Origin of the sequence: Fibrobacter succinogenes, from assembly GCF_902779965.1 — a bacterium.
GTDB classification, from domain to species: Bacteria; Fibrobacterota; Fibrobacteria; order Fibrobacterales; family Fibrobacteraceae; genus Fibrobacter; species Fibrobacter succinogenes_F.
In genome coordinates this window covers 21,101-45,199 of sequence record NZ_CACZDK010000019.1, presented here as the reverse complement: position 1 = coordinate 45,199, position 24,099 = coordinate 21,101, and the positions used below count along the sequence as shown (strand labels likewise).

At 40.8% G+C, this 24,099-nt stretch carries 23 protein-coding genes, 1 tRNA gene and 1 pseudogene; 8 read left to right on the top strand and 17 right to left on the bottom strand.

Annotated elements, in window-relative coordinates:
• Positions 1-5 precede the first annotated feature (5 nt).
• Both HUF13_RS10115 and HUF13_RS10110 read left to right on the top strand, forming a co-directional pair.
• The gene (locus tag HUF13_RS10115; protein ID WP_173475012.1) at positions 6-470 is read left to right on the top strand and encodes a hypothetical protein; all 465 of its coding nucleotides are present in this window, start codon (positions 6-8) and stop codon (positions 468-470) included.
• Positions 467-1,681 (top strand): glycosyltransferase, encoded by a 1,215-nt coding sequence (locus HUF13_RS10110; RefSeq protein WP_173475011.1) that lies wholly within the window; start codon positions 467-469, stop codon positions 1,679-1,681. Before HUF13_RS10115 ends, HUF13_RS10110 begins: the two co-directional genes overlap by 4 nt.
• A 179-nt stretch (positions 1,682-1,860) precedes the next feature.
• Here HUF13_RS10110 and HUF13_RS10105 read toward each other — a convergent pair whose 3' ends face one another.
• The 14 genes and pseudogenes from HUF13_RS10105 to HUF13_RS10045 form a co-directional block, all read right to left on the bottom strand.
• Complete coding sequence (locus tag HUF13_RS10105) at positions 1,861-2,286, bottom strand: hypothetical protein (RefSeq protein WP_173475010.1); 426 nt, start codon at positions 2,284-2,286, stop codon at positions 1,861-1,863.
• 21 nt (positions 2,287-2,307) lie between these two features.
• A tRNA-Met gene (locus HUF13_RS10100) sits at positions 2,308-2,379 on the bottom strand.
• Positions 2,380-2,440: 61 nt separating this feature from the next.
• Entirely contained in the window at positions 2,441-3,178 is a 738-nt protein-coding gene (locus tag HUF13_RS10095) for a metallophosphoesterase (protein WP_304039069.1), read from the bottom strand.
• 371 nt (positions 3,179-3,549) lie between these two features.
• Complete coding sequence (locus HUF13_RS10090; RefSeq protein WP_173475009.1) at positions 3,550-3,903, bottom strand: polymer-forming cytoskeletal protein; 354 nt, start codon at positions 3,901-3,903, stop codon at positions 3,550-3,552.
• Between the two features lie 9 nt (positions 3,904-3,912).
• Complete coding sequence (locus HUF13_RS10085; RefSeq protein WP_173475008.1) at positions 3,913-4,713, bottom strand: M23 family metallopeptidase; 801 nt, start codon at positions 4,711-4,713, stop codon at positions 3,913-3,915.
• 10 nt (positions 4,714-4,723) lie between these two features.
• Positions 4,724-5,746 (bottom strand): ParB/RepB/Spo0J family partition protein, encoded by a 1,023-nt coding sequence (locus tag HUF13_RS10080; RefSeq protein WP_173475007.1) that lies wholly within the window; start codon positions 5,744-5,746, stop codon positions 4,724-4,726.
• 140 nt (positions 5,747-5,886) lie between these two features.
• A complete protein-coding gene (locus tag HUF13_RS10075) occupies positions 5,887-6,672 on the bottom strand; it encodes a ParA family protein (RefSeq protein WP_173475006.1) in 786 nt (261 codons plus the stop codon).
• Positions 6,665-7,318 (bottom strand): 16S rRNA (guanine(527)-N(7))-methyltransferase RsmG, encoded by a 654-nt coding sequence (locus tag HUF13_RS10070; RefSeq protein ID WP_173475005.1) that lies wholly within the window; start codon positions 7,316-7,318, stop codon positions 6,665-6,667. Before HUF13_RS10070 ends, HUF13_RS10075 begins: the two co-directional genes overlap by 8 nt.
• A gap of 707 nt (positions 7,319-8,025) precedes the next feature.
• On the bottom strand, positions 8,026-8,745 hold the full coding sequence (locus HUF13_RS10065) for a hypothetical protein (RefSeq protein WP_173475004.1): 720 nt from the start codon (positions 8,743-8,745) through the stop codon (positions 8,026-8,028).
• 91 nt (positions 8,746-8,836) lie between these two features.
• Entirely contained in the window at positions 8,837-9,577 is a 741-nt protein-coding gene (locus HUF13_RS10060; RefSeq protein ID WP_304039068.1) for a hypothetical protein, read from the bottom strand.
• A 140-nt stretch (positions 9,578-9,717) separates the two neighbouring features.
• Positions 9,718-10,449, bottom strand: a complete 732-nt coding sequence (locus HUF13_RS10055; RefSeq protein WP_173475003.1) for a hypothetical protein — start codon at positions 10,447-10,449, stop codon at positions 9,718-9,720.
• Positions 10,446-10,937, bottom strand: coding sequence for a VOC family protein (locus tag HUF13_RS10050; protein ID WP_369697079.1), 492 nt, complete (start codon positions 10,935-10,937; stop codon positions 10,446-10,448). Before HUF13_RS10050 ends, HUF13_RS10055 begins: the two co-directional genes overlap by 4 nt.
• Before the next feature lie 57 nt (positions 10,938-10,994).
• Positions 10,995-11,174 (bottom strand): annotated as a pseudogene (locus tag HUF13_RS17585) (VOC family protein); the annotation flags it as partial.
• Positions 11,175-11,459: 285 nt separating this feature from the next.
• Entirely contained in the window at positions 11,460-12,299 is an 840-nt protein-coding gene (locus tag HUF13_RS10045) for a hypothetical protein (RefSeq protein WP_173475001.1), read from the bottom strand.
• Between the two features lie 101 nt (positions 12,300-12,400).
• On the opposite strand from HUF13_RS10045, the gene HUF13_RS10040 reads away from it, so the two are divergent.
• The 3 genes from HUF13_RS10040 (at position 12,401) to HUF13_RS10030 (ending at position 14,616) form a co-directional block, all read left to right on the top strand.
• Positions 12,401-12,916: an O-acetyl-ADP-ribose deacetylase gene (locus HUF13_RS10040; protein WP_173475000.1), complete on the top strand. Its 516-nt coding sequence runs from the start codon at positions 12,401-12,403 to the stop codon at positions 12,914-12,916.
• 52 nt (positions 12,917-12,968) lie between these two features.
• Entirely contained in the window at positions 12,969-13,367 is a 399-nt protein-coding gene (locus tag HUF13_RS10035) for a pyridoxamine 5'-phosphate oxidase family protein (protein WP_173474999.1), read from the top strand.
• A gap of 742 nt (positions 13,368-14,109) precedes the next feature.
• Positions 14,110-14,616 (top strand): hypothetical protein, encoded by a 507-nt coding sequence (locus HUF13_RS10030; protein WP_173474998.1) that lies wholly within the window; start codon positions 14,110-14,112, stop codon positions 14,614-14,616.
• Between the two features lie 77 nt (positions 14,617-14,693).
• Here the strand turns inward: HUF13_RS10030 and HUF13_RS10025 are convergent, their stop codons facing one another.
• The gene (locus HUF13_RS10025) at positions 14,694-15,749 is read right to left on the bottom strand and encodes a hypothetical protein (protein ID WP_173474997.1); all 1,056 of its coding nucleotides are present in this window, start codon (positions 15,747-15,749) and stop codon (positions 14,694-14,696) included.
• Positions 15,750-16,442: 693 nt separating this feature from the next.
• On the opposite strand from HUF13_RS10025, the gene HUF13_RS10020 reads away from it, so the two are divergent.
• The 3 genes from HUF13_RS10020 to HUF13_RS10010 all read left to right on the top strand — a co-directional run bounded on the left by HUF13_RS10020 (position 16,443) and on the right by HUF13_RS10010 (position 21,944).
• Positions 16,443-18,617, top strand: coding sequence for an AAA family ATPase (locus tag HUF13_RS10020; RefSeq protein ID WP_173474996.1), 2,175 nt, complete (start codon positions 16,443-16,445; stop codon positions 18,615-18,617).
• 77 nt (positions 18,618-18,694) lie between these two features.
• Positions 18,695-20,773, top strand: a complete 2,079-nt coding sequence (locus HUF13_RS10015) for a hypothetical protein (protein ID WP_173474995.1) — start codon at positions 18,695-18,697, stop codon at positions 20,771-20,773.
• Complete coding sequence (locus HUF13_RS10010; RefSeq protein ID WP_173474994.1) at positions 20,766-21,944, top strand: HNH endonuclease; 1,179 nt, start codon at positions 20,766-20,768, stop codon at positions 21,942-21,944. Before HUF13_RS10015 ends, HUF13_RS10010 begins: the two co-directional genes overlap by 8 nt.
• A gap of 236 nt (positions 21,945-22,180) precedes the next feature.
• On the opposite strand, the gene HUF13_RS10005 is transcribed toward HUF13_RS10010, so the two are convergent.
• A complete protein-coding gene (locus HUF13_RS10005) occupies positions 22,181-22,786 on the bottom strand; it encodes a LemA family protein (protein ID WP_173474993.1) in 606 nt (201 codons plus the stop codon).
• 160 nt (positions 22,787-22,946) lie between these two features.
• The gene (locus HUF13_RS10000) at positions 22,947-24,092 is read right to left on the bottom strand and encodes an iron-containing alcohol dehydrogenase family protein (RefSeq protein ID WP_173474992.1); all 1,146 of its coding nucleotides are present in this window, start codon (positions 24,090-24,092) and stop codon (positions 22,947-22,949) included.
• Positions 24,093-24,099 lie beyond the last annotated feature (7 nt).

Below are 24,099 nucleotides of genomic sequence, written 5' to 3'. Positions count from 1 at the left end.
GGGCGATGATGAAGGAAGATCTCTTCAACTTGATTAAAAAACATCAATACAATATCTCCATCTACACGGAAGATATTTTTGAAAGACGTTGTCAAGAAGAAATTATCCGCAGTGACGAGGATAATAGTTCCTTCGTGTACATAGAATTTGACTTTGAAAATCTCGAAAATATTCTCGGGAACAAGGCCAACGCGCTACAGTTCTGGAATATCTTTTTAGAAACGCTTTCCAAGAACAAGCGCGGTAGCGATATCATCGGCTTTCTGGAACACGAAAGCGGAATCGGGCTTTTGCTTCTGGACTCCAAGCTAGAAGGCTGGACCCGCGTTGCAGGTCGTTTTCAGCGCACTGCGAGCAAGCACAACTTCGATATAATGAACCTCGTGTTTGAGAAAAACGTGAAGCCCATCGTCTATCCGAGCTGTATCCAGGACATTCAGCCACAAGATACACAAAAGCAGGAACAATGAAAGTTCTCGTCATAGGCTCCGTCTACCCCAGATTCCAAGAAGACGCCGAAGTCCCATGGTTGCGCACCTCTATCGCACACCTGAAAAAAGCGGGCGTCGAAATTCAAGTACTCGCCCCCGCCTATAAAGGACTCAAGAGCCACGACATCGATGGCACTCACGTCAACCGTTTCCGTTACGCACCCGCCAACTGGGAAATCCTCACGCACGAAGAAGGCGCCCCGAGCAAGATGGCCTCCAAGCCGTGGCTGCAACTGCTTGCCATCCCCTATATCATCAACGGATTTTTCCAGTGCCTGCGCATCTGCCGCAAATGGAAGCCCGATGTCATCCACGCGCATTGGCCATTCCCGCACGGCTACATCGCTCTCGGCGCCGCAAAACTTTTTAAAATCCCGCTTGTGCTGAACTTTCACGGCGCAGAACTCTTGCTCATCCGCAAAAAGAAGTGGGTCAAACCACTGTTAAAATTTATCATTGGACAATCGCAAGCAATCTTCGCGAATTCCAGCTTTACCGCCTCTAAAATCAAGGCACTCCGCAACGTGAACGTCGAATGGAGCCCGTACGGAACAACTTTAGAAGTAGACAGTAGGAAGTCGGAAGTCGGAAGTACTCCGCATCCGGTGAACGGCAAGTTCAAGATTCTCTTTGTCGGGCGTCACATCGAACGCAAAGGCATCACATACCTTATCGAAGCCGCAAAGTACCTGCCAGCGGACCAGTTCGAAATCCGCATCGTCGGTGTCGGCGATTTGACCGAGCAACTTCACGTCATTGCGAACGAAGTGAAGCAATCCAACCCGGATTCTGCCGAAATCATATTTACAGGCAAGCTTTCACCTGAAGACCTCGCGAACGAATACCGCACGGCAAACGTCTTCACGCTCCCAGCTATTGTCGACAGCAAAGGCGACACCGAAGGACTCGGAGTCGTCCTTATCGAAGCCATGGAGCTCGGCCTTCCGATTGTCGCAAGCAATGTCGGCGGAATCCCGGACGTCGTTATCGATGGCGAATCGGGAATCCTCGTTCCCGAAAAAAATCCTGTCGCGCTTGCCGACGCCTTCAAGCGACTCGCAGCCGATCCATCGTTAACAGAGCATCTCCTCGCCGGCGCCCGCAAGCGCATCAGCGAATGCTTCACCTGGGACGGCATCATCAAACGCCAAGTGGAAGTTTATAAGCGAGTAGTAGACAGTAGGAAGTAAACAGTGGTTAGTTGGCAGAACTTAGTTACTAAGTGCCTTCGGCACAGTTACTAGTCATTAGTTAAGAGTTACTAGAGATTTTCATCCCGCGCGCTGTCGTGGGATTTTTTCATATAAAAAAAACCGCGATTCTTCGCGGCATTCTGTTTTGATATTTCTAGTAACTTAGAACTAATAATCTATTTAATCTTGAATCCGGCTTTTTCAAAAGCAACTTTGTTATCCGGATTCTTCATGGCCACATTCGTAATCCAATCGAATTCGGCAATGCCGCCCTGCAAACCTGCACGTGCACAAAGCTGGTCACGAGCCACATTATATGCATTGAGAATCTGGATCTTTTCAAAATCCTTGGCATGGTCAATACGTTCGGACCACGTTACGCCAAGTTCAACAAGACCATTGCTTGCCTTTGCGTAAGTAACAGCTTTCTCGACTGTAATGTTGGATTTTGCAGGAGCCGTAAACGGAAGTACAGGAACAATAGGCTGCGATTGCGGCAGCACGACTTGAGTAGTCGGCTTTGCTTCAGGCTGCTTGTCAGAGCAAGAAACAAAAAAAGAGGCGACTGCCAAAAGTGAAATTAATAAAATTTTTTTTGACATGCTCGCCTCTTTTTTTTGTAATAGCGGTTCAGGGATTTGAACCCCGGACCAATGGATTATGATTCCAGTGCTCTACCACTGAGCTAAACCGCCATCGATTGCAAATTTAGCAAAAGTGATATTAAATTTCAAGGGGTTGTTCTAAAAATATACCTTAAAAATAGACTTTTGTTTCCAAAAAATTTTCACCCCATTCAATCACGCGCCAACGCGGTGCCGCCGAGCTCAAACAAAATACAGAAATGTTTGGATCGATCTGCATCTGCGTCGAAGGCGTTACATAAACCGTCTTGTCTCCCAACTGCACCGTCATCTCACTGTGATAATGGCCCACGAAAATATGCTTGAGATTCTTGATCTTCGCAAGCGTCGCCTGGACCTCGTCCATATTCTGGAGTGAATATCTCAAGTCCATGAACTTGTGGTCACAATGACATGGCGGATGATGGAGGAACAACAGAACTTCACCATCGACCTTTGCGGTTTCTTCTTCGAGCCACGAAAGCTGTTCGCTAGAAACCGTACCGTTCGCACTGTCTAAAAAGAAAATGGAACGGCCGTCAATATCATAACGGTAATAGCACTTGCCGTTATGAACTTTACCCTTCAAATCAAAAAACTTTTCCATGACTTCTAAATTGTCATGGTTTCCCGGAATAATGCATACCGGAACTTTGCAATCTTTTAAAATATCGGCAATAAAGGAATAAGCACCGAGAGCGGCATCGTCTGCCAAATCCCCAGAAAGTACCAAAAGATCCAGATTCCTCATGGAATCGGAATTATATGCAGTAAGAAAGTTCTCCCGAACATCGATCTCCTGCACAGGGTTAGAATCTCTCCCAATATGGGCGTCCGATATCTGACCTATTTTTAATACTTTATTTTTCATACATCTACGTAGATCATAAATGAATATAGCTATTGATAACAGAAAACGTGATGGTGGATGTTTTTTTTATACTTTGTGTGATTTAGTTCATACTTTATGAGCATTTATGCACAATTTCACTAAATCTTCAACATACTTTTGTTACCACCTCGTGAATAAACATTGAAAACTAAGGTTCAACATCTGTCAACGTTGACGAATGTGAATAGAATTGAAATTTTCAACATTAATCCACATTTTATTTATTTTCGTATCTCGTTGAATATCATCGAGTTACGTTTCCTGGTCAAAATTTTTATTCACTATTCACCACATTAAATACTAAATATCATATATAAATATATCTAATATTATTTAATATAGGTGGTTGATTACTTTTCCTTTTTTGCTGCGAGCGCTTCATTCATGTCGCAGTTACCTTGGAAAATGGCACCTTCGTTAATGATAAGCTGTTCTGCCTTTACATTTCCGACAATTTTGGAGTTATCCTGAAGAATAAGCTTTGTCTTGCAATCCACATCGCCTTTGATGGAACCAGCAAGAATGGCAGCGCCACACTTGACGTCGCCTTCTACAATGGCATACTTTTCAAGAATCAATTCTCCATCGATAGAAATATTTCCGTAAACCTTACCGGCAATTCGTAAATCCGTCTTTCCGGTAATGTCTCCATCGACCTGGACACTTCTTCCAATTTGGGTAAATTCCTGTTCGTTCTTTGACATGGCTTACCTCTAATAAGTAAATATCGTTTCTGGATCTTGTGGAACGTTGTTTTTAGTAACAGCGTAATGCAAATGCGGGCCGCTCGTGTTGCCGGTTTCTCCAATGTAACCGATGACATCGCCCTTTGTTACGTTAGATCCTCTTTTTGTTTTTATCGTTTTCAGATGTGAATAGGAGGACTTGTAACCGTTCTGGTGGTCAATGACAACTGTATTTCCGAGGTCGCCGCTATGACCTGCAAAAGTGACTTTTCCACTGCCCGATGCAAAAACCGGGTTTCCTTTGCGAGCGGAAATGTCAATTCCCAAATGCTTGTTTTCGTAAGAGAACTTTTTGCTGATGATGCCCACGGCCGGAATCACGTTCGGGATACGTTCCATTCTGATTTTTTCGTCAGTGGTCAACCAGTTGTGGATACCTTCGAAATCGATGTGGTTCTTCTGGGAAGGCACATGCGCAAATCGGTTGCGCTCGATAATGCTGTTGATTTTGTTGGAGTCGTTTTCCAGGAAAGTTTCGAAAATATTCTGGATACGGTTTTCCATGATCCACAAGGAATCGAGTCGTGAAAAGAGCTCTTCGTAGTTGGCGTTCTGCTTCACGAGCTGCGCATTGTGCACGCGCATTTTTTCATAGTTCGCAAGCGTCTTGTTGATTTTGGCGATGTGAACGATGAATAAAATGAGGATAATGGCGACAATGACAAGCCCGACATTGAACAAGATAAACTGCTTGCTCGAAATGCGGTACTTCTTTGTGCCGTACGGATTTTCCGGAATGATCTGGATTGTGTAATACTTACGACTCACGATTTTACCGTTAGCGGTTTTCCATGATTTCCTGGATTCGGGTCAGGTCATCCATAGAATAATAGTTGATAACAATTGTGCCCTTGGTCTGGTCCTTGGCATTCGGGTTCAAGGCGACCTTCGTTCCGAAGAAAGTTTCGAGGCGTGATTCGAACTGCTTCATATCGGCGCTGAGTTCAACCTTCGGTTTTGCAGGAACATCAGATTCGAAATCTTCAGAACCATGAACTTCCGGCGGGAGCTCTTCTTCAGGAGCGGCTGCACTATTTTCAGATTTGCCTTCTCTCGTCTCTCCACTCTCGTCTCTCGTCTGTGCAAACGGATCTTCACCACGGCTGATGGCTTCGATCTGGCGAACGTTCAAACCTTCTTCGATAACACGTTTGGCGAGTGCTTCCGGGTCTGCAATTTTTTCACTGCAAAGAGCACGGGCGGCACCACCTGCAAGTTTGCCTTCCTGGATCCATGCCTGGACCTGGTTCGGGAGCTTCAAAAGACGAAGTGCGTTCGTGATGGCAGAACGAGACTTGCCTACCGTCTTTGCAAGGTCTTCATGTGTGTAATTGTGATTGTCAATTAATTGTTGATAAGATTGAGCGACTTCGATCGGGTTCAAGTCCACGCGCTGGATATTTTCGATCAAGGCCCATTCGCTCATGGTCTTGTCGTCGAGGTTTTCGTAAACCTGAGCCTTGATGGTTCTGCAGTTTGCGAGTTTGGATGCGCGGGTACGGCGTTCACCGCTGATGATCTGGTAACGGTCGCCTACCTTGCGGACTGCGATCGGCTGGATAAGACCATGCTTTTCGATGGTTTCGGCGAGTTCAACAAGTTCGTCATCGTCGAAGAACTTACGCGGCTGGAACGGGTTCGGGTCAATCAAGTCGATGTTGATTTCGACGATTTTCTGATTATCCGGATTTGCGTTTTCAGGAGCTGCGGAATTGTTGATAGCGTTATCGACAGAATTGCCGAGAACATCGTGTGCTTTGAAAATTGCAGAAAGACCGCGACCAAGTGCTTGTTTACCCATTTTTTAGTTCTCAGTTAGTAGTTAATAGTTGCTAGAGAAAGTTATAGATTGATGTCATTCTGAGCGAAGCCGTTAGGCGAAGTCGAAGAATCCAGTGAAGTTGTTGCCTGGATCCTTCGGTACCCTCAGGATGACGTTCGTCACTTTTCCTTATTCAATATTTCTTCGGCGAGTTTCATGTAGGATTGCGAACCCGTGCTCTGAACATCGTAAAGGATGACCGGCTTGCCGTGAGACGGAGCTTCACTCAACTTGACGTTGCGCGGAATCATCGTCTGGAAAACGGTATCGCTCAAGTTTTCGCGAACTTCTTCGGCAACCTGCTTCGAGAGGCTCAAGCGAGAATCGTACATCGTGAGGAGAGCGCCTTCGATTTTCAAGTTAGAATTCAGGTTCTTCTGAACTTCGCGAATCGTCTTGAAAAGTTCAGTCATACCCTGCAATGCATAATATTCACACTGCACCGGAATGAGAACGCTAGTCGCTGCTGTTAGTGTATTAATTGTTAATAAGTTTAAGCTCGGAGGAGCGTCGATAATGATGAAATCGAACTCCTGCTTGAGAATATTCATCACGCGTTCGAGTCTGCGTTCGCGGCTCATGGCGTTGACAAGTTCGATTTCCATGACAGCGAGGTCAGGTCCAGAAGTAATAATCTTCAAAAAATCAAGCGGCGTGTCCAAAATGGCAGGCTTAATATTTTCAATTGTGAGATTATCCGGATTGCCAGCCATGTCCAAGATTTCGTGGATATCCATTTCCTGGGATTCCATGAAACCTAAACCCTGCGAGGCATTACCCTGCGGGTCCATGTCTAAGAGAAGAGTCTTCTTTTCAAGGGCTGCAAAACTGGCGGCCAAGTTCACGGCCGTTGTAGTCTTGCCGACTCCACCTTTCTGGTTGCATATGGCGATAATTTTACTCATTATTACCTCGGGTGACTAAAGCGTACACCTGTTCTTCTTCTGGAAGTTCGTATTTTTGAATATGAACTTTTGGATCGTTTTCCAAATGGACAATGTTATTGTAACTCTTAAGGGTGACGAATGTGCCACTTGCCTTGAGTCCGGCCTTGGCGCGTTCCCAATCGTTTTCGAAAGTCGAAAGGGCACGGCAACTGATAAAATCAAGATTGGAAAGACCGGAAGTTTCAAAGCGCTTGCCGACGACAGTCAAGTTATCCAAGTGGAGTTTTTCCTTGACCATCTGCATAAAGTTCACGCGCATATGACGCGGTTCGACAGCATAGAACTGTACGTTCGGCATGGCAATCGCAAGCGGGAAAACTGGGCAACCTGCACCAGCACCCATATCTACCCAACGGAATTTGCCACCTTGAGCGGAAATTTCCTTTCCTAAAAACACAAAGGGAACGAGCGAGTCGGCAATGTGCCTGCTTAAAAACTTTTCAGAATCCTTTGCCGAAATCAAGTTACCATATTCCTTGGTGTCCACCACCAAGTCTGCAAACTGGTAAAGCTTGTCGAGAGTTTCATCGGACAGCTGTGCACCATGTCCCGAGAGGAACTGGTTCAAAAGATCTTGCTGCGCTTTGTTAGTTTTATAACTCAAGTTTTTTTATTGTCATTCCCGCCACCGAGCGGGAATCTCCCTTTTGTTGGAATTATGGTTGCATGTTTCACGTGAAACCTTATGAGCCGAGAGTCGCAGAACATACTTGTATGTTCTATGACCGAGGCGATTAAGGTAGGACACGAAGTGTCCAAACATTTTCGATCCGATTTGAAATTTAGTATAACTTTTTTAGAAAACAATTAACAAACTCCCCCGCTCCCTAAAATTCATAAAATATATGTTGATAACATTTTGATAAATGTTGAGATGTTGTTAAGGCGAGAGTTGCGGAAAGTATGCTTGCATGCTTTCCATAACCGAGCCGACCAACATAGCGCTTGCGCAAATGTTGTTAAGGTGAGAATCGCTTTGTTTTTGTTTGGACTATGTTTGCTCCTTCGGAGCCAACTTGCTGCACCTCGAAAATGTCGGTAAACAAGTTTCCCGCCGCTTCCTCGGTTTACAATTGTTAGGACACTTTGTATCCTACCTCTTGGGGCTCAGTAATGCCCATACAAGTATGGGCGCTACATTCGCCCTGTAGAGGTTTCACGTGAAACACAGCCGAGGTCAGAAAGCGAAAAAATGCTTGCATTTTTTTATTTGCTGACCGATGGTTGTTGGACTATGGCTTTGCTATAGTCCAAACATATAAAAAATCCTCCCGATTCTGGGGGGATGTTCAAGAAATTTAAAGCTAAATGTTAGCGGTATAAAAAGAAGTAAGTTCCGGTCTTGCGGTCTTCCCCATCTTCCGTATGTGTATCGGTCAGTATGACCATCCCGTCTTTAACACCAGTTTCGTAACGATTCCAGGTGTACCAAATGTCGCCACGATGTTCTTTCCTATAGCAGGTATTTTTATCGTTCTCGTCCATGACAATGATTTCATTATAATCAATTCTGAAAATAGTATCTGTTTTCATGACGTAAGTGATGGTAAATTCGCCGTCTTCGTCGGAGGATGTGGTGGCCAGGGAATCCCCATCGAAATAGATGGTCATTGTGTTGCTTACATCGCCGACTGTTTCAGTTATTGTCCAAATGTTGCCTTCGTGTACAACTGTAGGTTCTAGGGTTCTTACAGTGGTCTGGTATGTCCATTCACCATTGCGGAGGTTTGCTTCGTAAACGCTGTCGAGGTGTGTGCCGTTCCAATAGTCTTTGTAAATGTAGATGGATTTGCCTCTATTACTAGCGCTACCCTTGTCCATGTAAAGACTGTCTGGTACTAAACCATGATAATCCTTGTCGTAGAGAGAAAGAACTGACCTCTTGTAATCGAATACTGTTTGGAGACAGTTGGTGTAGGTATATCCTACAGTATTATTAATGGGTGGATTGTTGACGGGTGCTGTGCTTGAAGAATCGTCGCTACAGGCAACAAATAGTGCTGCTGCTAAAAGAAGAATTTTAGAGTTCATAACTCCCCCAAGATATATTTGAAAAGATTAAATAGATAATTAAGTTGTGTGTAAATCTAATCAAATGGATGAGAAAATGCAAGGATATTTGTTAGTGAGCTGGTTTTTGTTCTTGTCGCGAAAAGTTTTCTATGAAGAACGGAAGTGTAATCATTTTCAAGAACCATCCAATGTTGCGTTGCTTGTTGGTTATTTCAAAAGATGCACCTGCCGTTACTTGAGCTAAGAAAATCCCAAATTGTATACCCACTTCTTCGATGAATCCGAACTCTTTAGCGGAATAATGATATTTGTTGTCTTTTCCTTCAGATCTAAGGAACCATTCTATGGCATGGCTTTCAGCCAGTGCAACTCCAGAAAGGTTATTCCCATGCAATATGTACTTTGTTGTTCCGGATGCAAACCACATTCCTCCAAGTGCTATTTTCCGTAAGGTACTTTCTTTTGGAGCTGCCATTCCGAGAAAACCAAATCCTATAAACGATACTGCACTTCCGATTGATAAGTCATCGATTTTCTTGTCACCTTCGGTCTTTTCTAGCCTGCGGTCAAATCTTAAAAATGTATAGTCAGCAAGTAGTCGGTCGATGCCGAAAAGTTTGCTCCCCATGTCTTGAGCGCTCATGCAAAATATATCCACTTCAAATCTTTTAGTAGATGTATATCCTATCCCCCCTAGGAATATTACCTGGAAAGGATTGTATTTGTTTTCATAGATGTTACTTAGGTCTATAGAAAAAGTGGAATCCTGCACTGAATCTTCCAGTGCAGATATCTTTGCAGAGGCAAAAGATATGAAGATGAGGAATATGGTAAGTACTTTGGAAAACATGATTTGAATATTTCAGTTTAAAAATGTTGAGACTATAACTTCGTTATAGTTCTACAGTCTCATGCTCGGTTATGCCGGTGTGCAAGCACCCCGTCGCGACTCTCGCTATCGACTGTTTCACGTGAAACAAAAATATTAGACTAGAATGACATCGGAATTGCTAATATTCTAATATACCACCCAAAATTTCGATTTTTCGTTGTTGCTTCAGCTTGCCATCCAGCAATGACAGATACAGGGAAGATGTTGGCTTTTATTCCAAATTCCATTGAATAGCCAATATCGTTGAGGTAAAAAAATTCTTCTTTTTCTTCCTTTTCATTTTTTTTGTTATCGTAATAGTGGTTTTCGATGAAGTACCATTTAAATGCATGACTTTCTGTGAGGGATATGCTTAGGAAAGGAGTTCCCAATAATATGAATTCAGTTCCACCTGCGTTTATCCACATGGCATGGAGAAGAATATTTGTCAGTTTCTTATTGGATTGCGTAAAGATTATTGATGCCCCTAAAAAGAAATCCAGTATGGGGTTGATTATTGAAAGTCTACTGATTCTTTCTATATCGTTCTTGGAAACTTCTTTTACATCAAGCCTAATCATATATAAGTATGCGAGTAGTCTTTTTGAATCGAATATGCTTGTACCGGCTATGATGCCGTCTAAATCAGATATGCTGGAATCGAAATTGAACCCAACGCTCAATAAGTAGCATAAATGAAAAGATTCTGTTTTATTGTTTTGAGTGAGTTCTTTCTTCTCTACGAGAAAGGTATCTTTTTCTGCTATAGTGTTGTCGTTTAAAACGTCAGGGGCTGCGAATGCCTGGCTAACAATAAAACAGAAAACGAAAATGAGCAGATGTGTTTTCATACAGTAATCTCGATTCTGTTTCCTTCGGGGTCGAGGACTACACTTTCATAATACCCATCGCCGGTAGTTCGGGGTTGTCCTACAATGACGATTCCATCGCCCAACATTTCTTTGGTCAGGCGGTCCACCTTTTCTTTTGAACCAACGGAAAAGGAAAGATGGGTAAACCCGAGATGTTGGGTGTCTGGCTTCGCTATCGTGTTTGCTCCTTCGGAGCCAACTTGCTGCACCTCGGAAATGTCGGTAAACGAGTTTCCCGCCGCTTCCTCGGTTTGCAATTGTTTGGACACTTTGTGTCCTACATGCTCATGCTCGGTCATGCCAGTACGCAAACGTCCTGTCGCGACACTCGCTATCGTGTTTGCTCCTTCGGAGCCAACTTGCTGCACCTCGGAAATGTCGGTAAACGAGTTTCCCGTCGCTTCCTCGGTTTGCAATTGTTTCACGTGAAACACGGCCGAGGTCAGAAAGCGAAAAAATGCTCGCATTTTTTTATTTGCTGACCGATGGGTGTTGGACTGTAACGAAGTTACGGTCCAAACATCTATATCAGGGCGGTGCATGACTTCTAGGCGGGCACCTTCTTTAAAGGTGATGAACCGGCTGGTGAATTGTTTTGTTGGGTTATGGTAAATCGGGTGGACTACCCCACCGAAGTATTTCCGATAGAACTCACAAACCTTGTCGATATCTTTAACCCAAATGGCAACATGTTCAATCTTCATAAAACCTCTGTACCTAATATACAAACTGAAATAAAAAAGATCCTATAACCAAAAATATGTTTCACGTGAAACACAATCAAGAATACCAAGCAAAAACATACTCGTATGTTTTTATTTGGTATTCGCAGAGTGTAGGACTACGATGTAATCGTAGTCCCAACGTAATATGAGGCGAGTGAAGTAGAAACAAATTTATTTGTTTCTATTTCCGAGCTGATTAAGGTAGGACTCGAAGAGTCCAAACACAGCCAAAGTCCCAACAAGTGCCCCAACATCTGCTCGATTCTATCTCAGTACTCTGATTGAGTGTTCGTTCCTTGCGGGCCTGCCGAGAAGGTCGAATGACTTTGCTTCTTTAGGAATGTTTCCTGGGCGGGATTTACGAATGATATCTAAAGTTGATTCTGCATTGAAGGGTACGTAGAAAGTCCTGCTCCAAACACTGTCGGTTGCTTCACTGTGTGCAGTGGCGAATCCTACGTTTCCTAGCAATGCTCCATAATATTCTATGAGGGTGTCTCCCCTAGATTCATATTCATATAATACCTCATATTTACCACCGCTCAAATAAGTTTCATAGCATCTGTTTTTGAATCCAGGATCGTATGTCATTATGAGTGTAGATGTGGAATGCGGTATTTTGGATATGGTTCCATCTGTTTCTATGGTAGTGTCGCTTTTGATAGTTACTTCATAGAGGGTATCATTTTTTATGTGCCATATATTCTCGGTGATTTCGGTTAAGCTAGATTTTTTCTCGATATAAACGGAATCTTCCGTATGAAAAACTCTGTATATTTCTGGACCACGGTCGTATATCTTGAAGTCGCCTTCTTGTGAAATCTTTGCCTTGTAACTCAACTTTTCAGGATCCCTTTTCTGAAATTCAGTATTTGGACTTAAACGTGCGTATGAAGTCCATAAATAGGTATGGTCATCTGAAAAGGTAAACTTGTTTTGGGTGCTTTTAGTACAGGTGCTGTCTATAATCAGCCCGTGGTAATTGTCATTGAGCGCTTCGTATTGTGCAACGAATATCTTTAACCTGGCGCGGAGACAATCGACATCAGATGAGGCGTTCACTATGGCTGCCATAAAACTAAAAATGAGAATAATACTTTTCATAAGAATTAATATAATAAATGGTTTTGAATAAGGTAAAAAAATATGAATGGTGCTTTAAGAATACCGCCTCAATATTATATATTTGATTCTATGAGGTTTTTATGATCGATATTGAAATTATCCAGGGTGATATTACCAAGCTGAAAGTCGATGCTATTGTGAATGCGGCGAACTGTTCGCTGTTGGGAGGTGGCGGTGTCGATGGGGCTATTCACAGGGCAGCGGGTCCGGAACTTTTGCAGGCGTGCATTCCCCTGAATGGTTGCAAGACGGGTCAGGCAAAAATCACTCCGGGCTTTAAGCTTCCGGCGAAGTTTGTAATCCATACCCCGGGTCCAATTTATCGCGATGGCAAACATGGTGAACCCGAACTTTTGGAATCGTGCTATAAAAGCTGTCTTGATCTTGCCGAAGAAAATGGTTGCGAGACTGTCGCCTTCCCCGCTATTTCTACTGGCGTTTACGGCTATCCCTGGAAAGAAGCAACTGAAATTGCCGTGAAAACTGTTCGTGAGTTCTCTGCGCGGAATGTCAAGAAAGTTGTCTTCTGCTGTTTCAGTGCAGAGATGGAAAAAATCTATCGAGAAGTTTCGCAAATTCAATTATTCTCTCTTTAATACCCTATTCTTTTTATATATTATCCACTGTAATTTCATTAAGGAGTATATAATGGAAGAAGTCAAAAACTTTATCAAGGAATGCGGCGCCTATTTCCTCGCAACGGTCGATGGCGATGAACCGAAGGTGCGCCCGTTCGGCACTATCGAAATTTTCGAGGGCAAGCTCTACATCCAGACGGGCAAGTCCAAGAATGTTTCGAAGCAGATCCAGAAAAACGGCAAGGTGCAGCTTTGCGCTATGGACAAAACCTGCTCCAAGTGGCTCCGTCTGTCGGGAACTCTCGTCCGCGATGACCGCCGTGAACCCAAGGTCCACATGCTCGAAGCCTACCCCGAACTAAAACGCATGTATTCTCCGGACGATGAAAACACCGAAGTTCTCTATTTCAAGGATGCGTCTGCCACATTTTGCAGCTTCACTGAACCGCCGCGCACTGTGACATTCTAGACGATTGTTGAAAAGTTTAGAAGAATCTATTAACACCGAGCTCCATAATGGGCTTGGTGATTTTTTATATGTTGATAATTTTTATTTGCGTATGTTAATAAAATGAAGTGAATCTATAAACACGGATTTATAACTGAAATTAAAGTCGCTATTATTTTAAAATTTTTGTTGATAGACGATGTTTATATATTTCCACTAAAACATGTTTCACGTGAAACAGTCTATTGAATAAGTGGATAAATTGTAAAAAATGATGTTAAACTGTGAAAATTTTATTTTAAATATGTACATTATATCAACACATCTTATTTTAGAATAAATGTCAGGAAAAATGCGCGAATAATCTTTAGCGACTTTATGGACTACCCTTCTTTGTTTTTTGTAGATGAATGTGAATAGATTTTTGCCTATTTATAGTGCTCTTTCTACGAAAAAATACCTGTAGTAACTGGAGTAAATTTGCAATTGTTATATTTTGACTGGAGGATTTATGCAGGATAATACGAAACGCGGAGAGCGCGTGCTTTTTTGGATTAAGGTCATCTTTATTCTTTTCGTCGCTTTTTGGCTGCAATTTGTTTTCATGATAGCGAGCATATATCTCTTATTTGGAGATTTGCTGGTTTTGTTTACGGGAATGCTTTTTATGGTACTCTCCTTTTGTATCGCTGCCGGTATATTCATATCGCTAGTTGTTTTTTGCATTAGTTATTTGTCGTGGCTGCATCGGGCAATTTCGAATTTGCGGTTGTTGACGACGACATCGTTTTCGCCGATGGGCGCGGTGCTCCTCACCTGTATTCCGTTTGTCGGTTACATTTTGAATTACTTCATTTTTAGCGATATGGTCAAGAGCCAAGAAGGATACATGCAACAGCGCGGCATTCTCAAGGAACGGTTCCCGAAAAGGATTTTGAACGCATGGTTTATCGCATCGCTATTGTTGTTGTTGTTTGTTTTTGTAGATCCCAATCAGCTTGGATTTTTGACGGTTGTTTCTACGACGGTACAAGTCGATGGAAATCAATTTATAGAATTTTTAAAAAAGACGCTTGTTGTTGTGATTCCCATTTTGTACATCATGAGTTTTTCGGCATACGTCAAACAGGAACGCGAAATTTTCCGGATTCATACGGAAGAACTTTTCAACAAGCGTGTAGAAGAAGCCATCCGCGAACGTGATATCGAACGCGCTGCCGAGATGTTACGCAAAAGTGAAAATAAAGCAAATTCTGAAACGCGACAGTGAAGTTATCTGTGCCCACGTAATGCAAACATTTTAATAAAATCGCAGTTTGTCATGCCCGACATGATCGGGCATTTCCCTTAACCTAAATACGTCGCCACGAATTTTTTCTGGAATTCCGGATCCTCGTGTGCCCAGTGTTTTTCTTCCATCGCCTGGTACTGCCAGTTGATGGCCTGCATAAATTTTTCCGGATTGCAGAGATTATTGAAAATCGCATCGAGGTCATCGACAGTTGCATTTGAACCAACGAGTTGTTCCTTCGGAGCGTAGCTATACGGACTCCCCGCAAAATCGGTTCCGATGAAAACCGCTCCGAGTGCCGCCGCTTCCTTGAGCTTCAAGTCGCTCTTCGCCTTATTGAAATTGTTGTTCGCTAGCGGCGTGATGTAAAAATCGGGCCTGTAACTTGCCGCCGTCGATGCAAACTGCATGAAGTTCGTGTACGGAATCTTCGTGAATTTTCCGTCGAGGTCCTTCAGAAAATCAGGCTCGCCAAAAATCTGGAAGTCGATGCTCCCGTCTTCGATATGCTTGCGAATCCAGGGAATCCATGCGCCCTCGAGATCACCCGGAATTTCGGCAGTGAAGTGCCCGAGATTGCCGGCATACATCACCTTCGGTTTACCCGTGAACGCAGACGTCCTCTGCCTCATCCCGAACAGCGACTTTGAAACACCGTTCGGTAGCACCACCGCGTTTACGCCGATGTCGGACTTGATGCGACTTGCAAGGTATCGCGTCGAGCAGGCCACGACATCGAATAGTGGCAACACCTGCTTGAGACTCGTGAGCATCATCTGGTCGTGATTCGGAATGTTCTTTGCGTACGAAGCGATTATCGGTGACAAGTCCCACTGCAAGTCGTCCAGGTCGGTCACCAACTTGAACCCGCATTCCTTCTTGAGCTTGGAATAGAATAACGCAATCTGCGCGCGCCCCGGCGCCGTCGGTTTTTGCAAAATCACCGCGCGCGTCTGCTTGAGCGCGTCTTTGTTGTTGCAGATAATTTGCGTAATTGAAGGCGTGATCTGAAAATCATTCGGCCCCATGAACTGCGTCAAGGGAGAAATGCAACGAACCCAGTCCGATTGCGCCATGTTGTAAGGATGCACGATAACTTGCGATTTGATCATAGTAGGAAAAGTAGTAAAAATTTTTGGGGGATGCGGAAAGGAAATATCGCTGAGTTTGCTAAACGAGATGCGCGGGATGCGGGACGGGAATGCGTTGGAATTGTGAGACGAGAGTGCACGGAAAATGCGGAATGGGACTGCGCGCGAAATGCAGAACGAAAATGCGCCGAACATAGCCCCGTCCCGCCCACCCCTTTGCACCGTCATTCTGACGCCAAAGGCGGAAGAATCCAGTGACATTTTCTTTATGCTGTCATTCCCGCCACCGAGCGGGAATCACCTTATGTTTGTAGAAATGCAAAAAAAAGAAACTGCACTGTTGATGTTAAACAAGAGTGCAGCAGGATACGGGAAGGAAACTGCGCTGGAATGCCTATGCTGCAAATGTGGATTGCAAAATAGACTGCGCGGAGTGTGAGAGAAAACTGCGCCAAGACTCAATTGAAACCGCGCGGAATGTTTGATGGAAAAGTGCTGAACAATGCCCCGCCTACCCTACCCCGTCAATCGAGCCGGAATCGCCATTGATTATGTCATCCTGAATGATGAACAATCTCAAAATCATTGCAAATAAACATTGTCCATAACAGATAAAAGTAAGAAGTTTATAAAAAACTTACTTTGATACCTATTGTTGACAAGGTGTTAGTGAAAGTATAAATTAGGCGAGAAAATTCTTTTAAGGAGTATAAAATGAATTTAAGTATTGATTTTACCAATTGCTTTGGCATAAGAAAATTAAAAACCAACTTTAATTTTTCAAATGATAATAAATACTTTGTTGTGTATGCATCTAATGGAACGATGAAATCATCTTTTGCAAAAACTTTTCTTTATTACGCGGACGGAAAAGAGCCTATTGACCGTATTTTTGAAGATAGAAAGGGTTCATGTGAAATTAAATTAGATGATACTTTATTAGATCCAAAAGCAATTTTTGTTGTTAATCCAGATGATGAAATTGATACTAAAGAAAAAATTTCTTCATTTATTGCGAGTAAGGAATTAAAGAAAAAATATGATAGCATTTATAGTTTTTTGGATGCAGAAAAGAAAATTTTTATTGCTAATTTAAAATCGAAGTCTCAAAGTACTGATTGTGAGTCAGAAATAGTTGAAACATTTAAAGAAATTGATTCGGATGATTTATTTTCTTGCTTGAAAAGAATTCAACCTGATTTATGTAATGAATATAGGTTATATAGTTTTAGATATAATGATGTATTTGATAAAAAGGGACACGTAAAAAAATTTATAGAAAAAAATGGCTCCTTAATTCAAGAATACATGGATCGCTATGTAGAATTGTTAGAAAAATCAGATTTTTTTCATAAAGGCCAAGAAAATCAACAATCATTTGGAATGTTCCAAGCTGATACTATAAGTAAATCGGTATCCGATGGTGCTTTTTTTCAGGCTGAGCATAAAATGATTTTGAAGGGAGATTTGTCGGTAGGATCTCATGATGAGTTGAAAAAAATTATAGATAATGAATGGAAAAAAATAAATGATGATGATAAGTTAAAAAAGGCATTTGATAAAATTGAAAAAGAAATAGATAAAAATGCTGAATTAAGAGCATTTGAAAATGTTATAGAACAAGATCGTAGTATTATTCCTTCTATTCAAAATTATGATGAATTTAAAAAACAGGTATGGTATGGGTATTTAAAAACTTTGCAAAATGATGTTGAAAATCTTGTAAAGAAATATGATGAAAAACTAGTTGAATTGCAGAAGATTATAGAAGATGCAAAAAAAGAAAATGACCGTTGGAATACAATTGTAAAAATTTACAATTCAAGATTTCATGTTCCATTTGAAGTGATATTGGAAAATCAGGAAGATGTCATCTTAAAGGAAAAAGTTGCAACTCTTAATTTTAAATATAAAGATAATAGAGAACAGAAAATTTGCGATAAAGATAAAATAACGAATGTATTAAGTAAAGGTGAAAAAAGAGCTTTCTTTATGCTTCAGTTTCTTTTTGAAATTGAGGCTAGAAAAGCGGAACGAAAGCAAACTATTTTAGTTTGCGATGATATTGCTGATTCATTCGATTATAAAAATAAGTATGCAATTATTGAATATTTAAAGGATTTAAAAGATGATGATACAAATCTTTTTTATGCCATTATTTTAACACATAATTTTGATTTTTACAGAACTATAGCTAGTCGTCTTGGAATATCAAGAAGCAACCTTTGGACTGCAACAAAATGTGATTCTGAAATTAAAATAAACCAAAAGGGTAAATACATAAAGGATGCTTTTGCAATGACTTTTGGTGGATCTGTGGATGATTCACGAATTTTTATTTCTTTAATTCCCTTTGTAAGGAATATTATTGAGTATACTAAAGGTCAGGATTCTTCAGAATATAAACAGTTGACTTCGTGCTTACATTTGAAGAAAGGAAGTGACTTAATACTTGTTTCTGATATTTTTGATATTATGCAAAAGGCAATATTTAAGTTACAGACGCATTCTATTAGCTATGGAGCAAAAAAGGTACATGAATTAATTTATGAGGTAGCAGAGATTATTTCTGTAGATCATAATATTGATGAAACTGCACTTGAAAATAAATTTACATTATCAATTGCTATTCGACTTTTAGCTGAAAAATATATGATTGCTAAATTAGGAGAAAAGGCTGATCTTGATAATATAACAAAAGATCAAACGAGAGATTTATATGATAAATATCGGAAAAATTTTACTGATGATTCGATAATTTGTTTAGATAAAGTTAATTTAATGACCCCTGAAAATATTCATGTTAATGCATTTATGTTTGAGCCTCTTATTGACATGTCTGTGTATCATCTGATAGATTTGTACAAAAATGTTAAAACATTAGTATAGAGAAAAAATAATATAATGTTTGAAAAATAAATATGCATAATATGGCATATTTATTTTTTTGAAAAAAGGATTACACAATGAGATTTAGTATTAATTGTCTAGAGATAACTGCATCTAAAGATATTGTTGAAACAAATGGAAACATTTATAAAAATCTTTTGACTGCGGAGGATTTCTCAAAATCAAGTTTGCCTAAACGATTCTTTTTTAATGATTTCTATGAAAAGGAATTTGCCGAAAGTGGAAATCTTATTTTACAAAAAAAAAGAAAAAGTTACCCAAATTCCTTTTTTGGGGATAAAATCAATATTCAAGCTATTGTGGGAAAAAATGGTTCTGGAAAAACATCTGTACTTGATTTGATGTATATGGCTATAAATAATTTCTCATATATGTTTGAAAGGGGAAATGATCGTCCTGGTGCAGCCGATTTGTATTATGTAAAAAATTTATACTTAAATATTTATTTCACTATTGAAAATAATCCTTTTGTTTTAACATGTAATGGGGATAAAATTGGTTTTGATGATTTAGTATTTGAAATAGACAAAAAGAATCGTGCTGACTTTAAAGAGAAATATGAAGAAAAAGAAGATAAGTATAAAGGGATCTCTGATACAGAGATGCCTGAAAAACTAAAGAATTTTTTCTATACAATTGTATCTAATTATTCATTACAATCTTTTATTTCTTCAAATTATATATGTGAAGTTTATGTGCATAAAAAAGATGGAGATAAGCAGTGGGATGAAGAATGTACATCTAGCTGGATTGATTCAATTTTTCACAAGAATGACGGTTATAAGCGATCTATTGTTTTAAACCCATATCGAAATTATGGTGTAATAGATATGGAAAACGAACTAGAACTTTCTAAAGAAAGATTTGTTGCTTTAATGATAAAAGATAAAGAAATAGATGATGATTATTCTTTAGAGAATATTGTTTATGATTTTTCCGTTAAAAAGGAAGAAGATTTACAAAAATACTTTTCTTCGTTAATTCATACCTTTCTTATAAAGGAAGGAAATCCTATAGTGAAAAAGGGACGTATTGATAAAAATTTTGAGGAATATTTAAATAATTATTTGCACATTGATACCAGGTTTAAATATTTAAAGGAAAAATTTAATTTTAGTATATTACAGGAGTCTCCTAGAGCGAAAAAAATATGTTTGCTTTATTTGTATAAAAAAATTTGTCAAATTGTATTAAGGTATCCTGAGTATTTAGGATATAGAGAATTTAGTCCTTTTGATGAAAAAGGTTATTATAGTATAACTAGGCCCGAGCCTGTATTGACGGCAGAGTTGCAAGAAAAGTTAATGGATAAAATTTTAAATGGAAAATCTCATATAGAGATAAAGGCGAAAAGAGCAATTAATTTTTTAGGTTTAGGGGACGAAATAATACGTACGTTAGTTGCGGGCTTTAAATTTGATTATAAAAAATATATAAAATTATTTTATGATAGATATGAAGAAAAAAATTTAGGAGATATTATTGAACATTTGCCTCCTTCGATTTTTGAAAAAAATATTGAATTAAAAAATAAAACGAAAAATGTTCTTATTGATTATAAACAGTTGAGTTCTGGTGAACATCAAAAATATCAAACGATTTCAACGCATTTATATCATTTAATGAATTTGATTTCTGTGCAGACATCAAATGAGGCTAATGGAGGAGATCGTTTAGCGTATAAATACATTAATCTCGTTTTTGATGAAATAGAGGTTTGTTTCCACCCCGAATATCAGCGAACATTTGTAAATACGTTGCTTCAAATGCTAAAGATTAGAAAAATAAATGAGAAATGTGTAATTAACATTTTTTTAGTAACACATTCTCCATTTATATTGTCAGATATTCCTACTAGCAATGTTCTATTCTTGAAAGAAGGTGGTCAAGATTATTCGGGAAAAGAACGAAGGACCTTTGCAGAAAATATTGGTGAAATGTTTTATGATTCGTTTTTTATGGAGCATACAATTGGTGCTTTTGCTGAATGGAAATTGAAAGAATTAGTAAAAAAGAAACAGGGAGTTGAGTCGAAGATAACCGATGTGGAAGAAGCGAAATATATTTTGGATTGTATTGGCGATTCGGTAATTAGAAGTTTGATTGATGAGGTGGAGCCATTAGAAAATGATTAAAATAAAACTTTCTGAAGAAATTAAAAATCTTCATTGGGAATGGTATGAGTATTATTTAGAAAATAAAGATATTCCATTAAAAGATATTTTGCCAAATGGGAAAAAAAATGTATTGTCTTTTATAGAGCGTTTTTTAGGATGGGATAAGTCTATACTAAAAGAAATTGTATTGGCTAATCCTGGAATATTACATTTTTTGGCAGAAAAGAATAACTTTTTTTTTGAACAGTATAATTATGTGAAAAACATACTTGTAAAAATTCAAAAACGTGGTTGGACAGAATCACGGGAATGGAGTGTGGGGCAAATTTTAAAAGAATATTTTGGTTACGGAGATTTTGAAGGAGGTAGTTTTCAAATAAAAAAAGATAATGGTGAGGTACTTGAAAAAAAAAGATGGAGTGCATATGAATTTACGAAGCAATTGCATGTAGATGTATGTCCTTATTGCGGAAGACAATATATTTTTACAATAGGTGATGGTGATGGTCGTCCCCAATTAGATCATTATTTTCCTCAATCTGATTATCCTTACCTTTCATGTTCTTTGTATAATTTCATACCTTCTTGTCCTCAATGTAATCAACAAAAAGGAGATATTCTAAATAAATATGCGAGTAAAACTGAACAAACTGAACATGAAGAATTTAAATATGATGTGGATGGAAGGGCATTTGTTCTTTATCCGTATGAAGAGGCTTTTGAATGTAAGGATTCTGATGATGATGTGGAGAAAAAAGCTTGGTTTCATGCTTTTTATGGAGAAATAAACGATGAGACGTCAATAGAAAATTCTATATGTGTTAAAATAAAAAGGAACAATTCCTTACCTCAAGAAATGGAAAGAAAAATTGAAAACTCAATAGAGGCTTTTCATTTGAATGAATTGTATTCATGTCAGCAAATAGAGCTGAAAGATTTATTTGCTCGTTATCGATATTATTGTAAGCCTAGAATTGATGAAATAACAAAGTTGATTTTACAAGCTCAACTGGGAGGTGGCAATAATGATATTAATAATTCAATAATCGTTAAAGCATATACTCGTCGAATAAAAAATATAATATTGGGAAAGCCTCTTAATATTCGTGATAAACAGTATCCATTACGGAAATTTAAAGAGGATATTATTGAACAATTGGACAGAACCCATAAGGTTATGGGGAAATAAAAAATTCGGTCATCGTGTTTCACGATGACCGTTTTAAATGCTTTTCGCAGGTTTAGATTTTGCAACGCTCACCTTCTGAGTTGTCTTCGCTTTGCCCAGAATGACGAATTGTTTTGGATCCTATCGGGCGTTGCCCTCCAGGATGACGCTGTCATTTTATCATAAGGTGTCCCCGGAACTCTGAGTCCGGGGTGACCGTTTCGCATTTCAGTTAACTGCAGCGAAGCCGCGTAACTTTACTTTATATCAAACTGCACTTTCGGGGCTGTACTTGCGCCGGCGTCAGCGGAGAAGAGGGCTTTTGGCGAGGCGCCTGCGAATCCTGTGACGAGGTTTGTGGGGAACTGGCGAATGGTGGTGTTGTATTCCTTGACGGTTTCGTTGTAGCGCTTGCGTTCCACGGCGATGCGGTTTTCGGCGCCTTCGAGTTGTACGCGGAGTTCCTGGAAGCTCTTGTTGCTCTTGAGATCCGGATAGTTTTCGGAGACGGCCATGAGGCGCTGGAGGGCGCCACCGAGGGAGCCTTGCATTTCTTGGAAGCGTTTGAGTGCGGCTTCGTCGTTCATGAGGCTTTCGTCGAGTTTGATGGTTCCGCCCATGCGGCTACGCATTTCCATGACTTCGGTGAGGGTGCTCTTTTCGAAGTTGGCTTCGCCTTGCACGGTGCTGACGAGGTTCGGGATGAGGTCAAAGCGGCGCTGGTAAGTGTTTTCGACTTGTGCCCACTGTGCCTTGACGCCTTCTTCGAGGGCGATGATGTTGTTGTAAGTGCCGATGCATTTTCCCACGATGATGAGCAGGATGACGACAACGACTGCGACGGCGATTAAAGCTTTTTTCATTATGACTCCGATTTTTTCGAGTTACATAAGCAATATATAAATTTTGGGGTGTGTATTAATGCAGGTGTAAATCGAGATTGTATGGTTCCTCCTTGCGGAGGATGACTTCAAAGAGGGGCATTCCTGCGCATTTTATCGCAGGTTCCTTTTCCCGTCTCCCCTACTCCACCACTAGCGATTTTTTGTAGATGTAGTCGATGTCTTCGGGGGTGATTTTTCCCGGGACGAGGTCGAGTTTGGAGTGGTTCTCTTTCATCGCGGCAGCGAATTGGTTTCGCATTTCGCGGGTGACGGTGCATGTGCCGATGAGCTTGCAGAGCATTTCCCTAAATTCTTCGGCGTTTTTGAGCCCCAAGAGCGAGAGGATTTTTTCGACGTCTTGCGGGACGAACTTGGCGCAGACTTCTACGTAGGCGGCGAGGAAATATCCCACTGCGGGGCCGTGCGGGATGCCTGCGTGGAGTGTGAGGTCGTAGCTCATTCCATGCGGTACGGCGGTGCTTGTCTGCGCGATGGACATGCCGGCGATTGTCGAGGTGAGCATGAGTTTTTCGTACAAGATTGCATCGATGGGTGTTGCGTTTGGTGCAGCGCCATTTTTGTCGCCATTATCGCAGTCTAAGAGTAGCGCGTATTTGATTTCGCCCCAGAGTTTGAGGCCGTATTCTGGGCACATGCGGTTGAGCAAGTTCGATTTCACGTTGAGGATGCTTTCGACCATGTGGGCAAGCGCATCGACTGCGGTGTTCACAATCAGTTGCTTTTTTGCGGAGGCAAGGTATTTTCCATCGACGAGGGCGAGCTCAGGGAAAATAACATGCGGGATGCTTTTCTTGAGATTGATTTTATGGTTTGTGATGATGGAAACTGGCGTTACTTCGGAGCCTGTTCCGCATGTTGTTGGTACGGCTACGACGGGCGCGTGGTTGCGCGGATGGTTTGGTGCGTTGTGAATTTCATCTGCGTTGATGTCGGGGTTTACGAGGAGGAGCGCCACGGCTTTGGCGGCATCGATGGCGGAACCTCCCCCAATGCCGATGATAAAGTCGGCGTTAAATTTTTGTGCGATTTGTGTGGCTTTTTCTACGGTATCCGTTGATGGATTTTCTTCGACTTCGCTGAATATCAGGTATGGAATGTCGCCTGCAATCAGGGTGTTCGTCACGTCGTTTAGTGAACCGTTTGCGGCGGCGGAGTTGTGTCCTGTAATGATGAGCGCGCGCTGCCCGATGGCACATAGAAGGTCTGCATGATTTTTGACGCAGTCGTTTTCGATGTAAATATTTGTGGGTACAAAAAATCGCATAAGGTTC

Coding starts and splice junctions, on each gene's coding strand:
- HUF13_RS10095 (WP_304039069.1), bottom strand. CDS start 3,178: ATGAAAAATAAAGTATTAAAAATAGGTCAGATATCGGACGCCCATATT.
- HUF13_RS10050 (WP_369697079.1), bottom strand. CDS start 10,937: ATGCGAGCATTTTTTCGCTTTCTGACCTCGGCCGTGTTTCACGTGAAA.
- HUF13_RS10035 (WP_173474999.1), top strand. CDS start 12,969: ATGGAAGAAGTCAAAAACTTTATCAAGGAATGCGGCGCCTATTTCCTC.
- HUF13_RS10045 (WP_173475001.1), bottom strand. CDS start 12,299: ATGAAAAGTATTATTCTCATTTTTAGTTTTATGGCAGCCATAGTGAAC.
- HUF13_RS10115 (WP_173475012.1), top strand. CDS start 6: ATGATGAAGGAAGATCTCTTCAACTTGATTAAAAAACATCAATACAAT.
- HUF13_RS10025 (WP_173474997.1), bottom strand. CDS start 15,749: ATGATCAAATCGCAAGTTATCGTGCATCCTTACAACATGGCGCAATCG.
- HUF13_RS10020 (WP_173474996.1), top strand. CDS start 16,443: ATGAATTTAAGTATTGATTTTACCAATTGCTTTGGCATAAGAAAATTA.
- HUF13_RS10065 (WP_173475004.1), bottom strand. CDS start 8,745: ATGAACTCTAAAATTCTTCTTTTAGCAGCAGCACTATTTGTTGCCTGT.
- HUF13_RS10005 (WP_173474993.1), bottom strand. CDS start 22,786: ATGAAAAAAGCTTTAATCGCCGTCGCAGTCGTTGTCGTCATCCTGCTC.
- HUF13_RS10075 (WP_173475006.1), bottom strand. CDS start 6,672: ATGAGTAAAATTATCGCCATATGCAACCAGAAAGGTGGAGTCGGCAAG.
- HUF13_RS10055 (WP_173475003.1), bottom strand. CDS start 10,449: ATGAAAACACATCTGCTCATTTTCGTTTTCTGTTTTATTGTTAGCCAG.
- HUF13_RS10105 (WP_173475010.1), bottom strand. CDS start 2,286: ATGTCAAAAAAAATTTTATTAATTTCACTTTTGGCAGTCGCCTCTTTT.
- HUF13_RS10110 (WP_173475011.1), top strand. CDS start 467: ATGAAAGTTCTCGTCATAGGCTCCGTCTACCCCAGATTCCAAGAAGAC.
- HUF13_RS10080 (WP_173475007.1), bottom strand. CDS start 5,746: ATGGGTAAACAAGCACTTGGTCGCGGTCTTTCTGCAATTTTCAAAGCA.
- HUF13_RS10000 (WP_173474992.1), bottom strand. CDS start 24,092: ATGCGATTTTTTGTACCCACAAATATTTACATCGAAAACGACTGCGTC.
- HUF13_RS10015 (WP_173474995.1), top strand. CDS start 18,695: ATGAGATTTAGTATTAATTGTCTAGAGATAACTGCATCTAAAGATATT.
- HUF13_RS10060 (WP_304039068.1), bottom strand. CDS start 9,577: ATGTTTTCCAAAGTACTTACCATATTCCTCATCTTCATATCTTTTGCC.
- HUF13_RS10040 (WP_173475000.1), top strand. CDS start 12,401: ATGATCGATATTGAAATTATCCAGGGTGATATTACCAAGCTGAAAGTC.
- HUF13_RS10090 (WP_173475009.1), bottom strand. CDS start 3,903: ATGTCAAAGAACGAACAGGAATTTACCCAAATTGGAAGAAGTGTCCAG.
- HUF13_RS10010 (WP_173474994.1), top strand. CDS start 20,766: ATGATTAAAATAAAACTTTCTGAAGAAATTAAAAATCTTCATTGGGAA.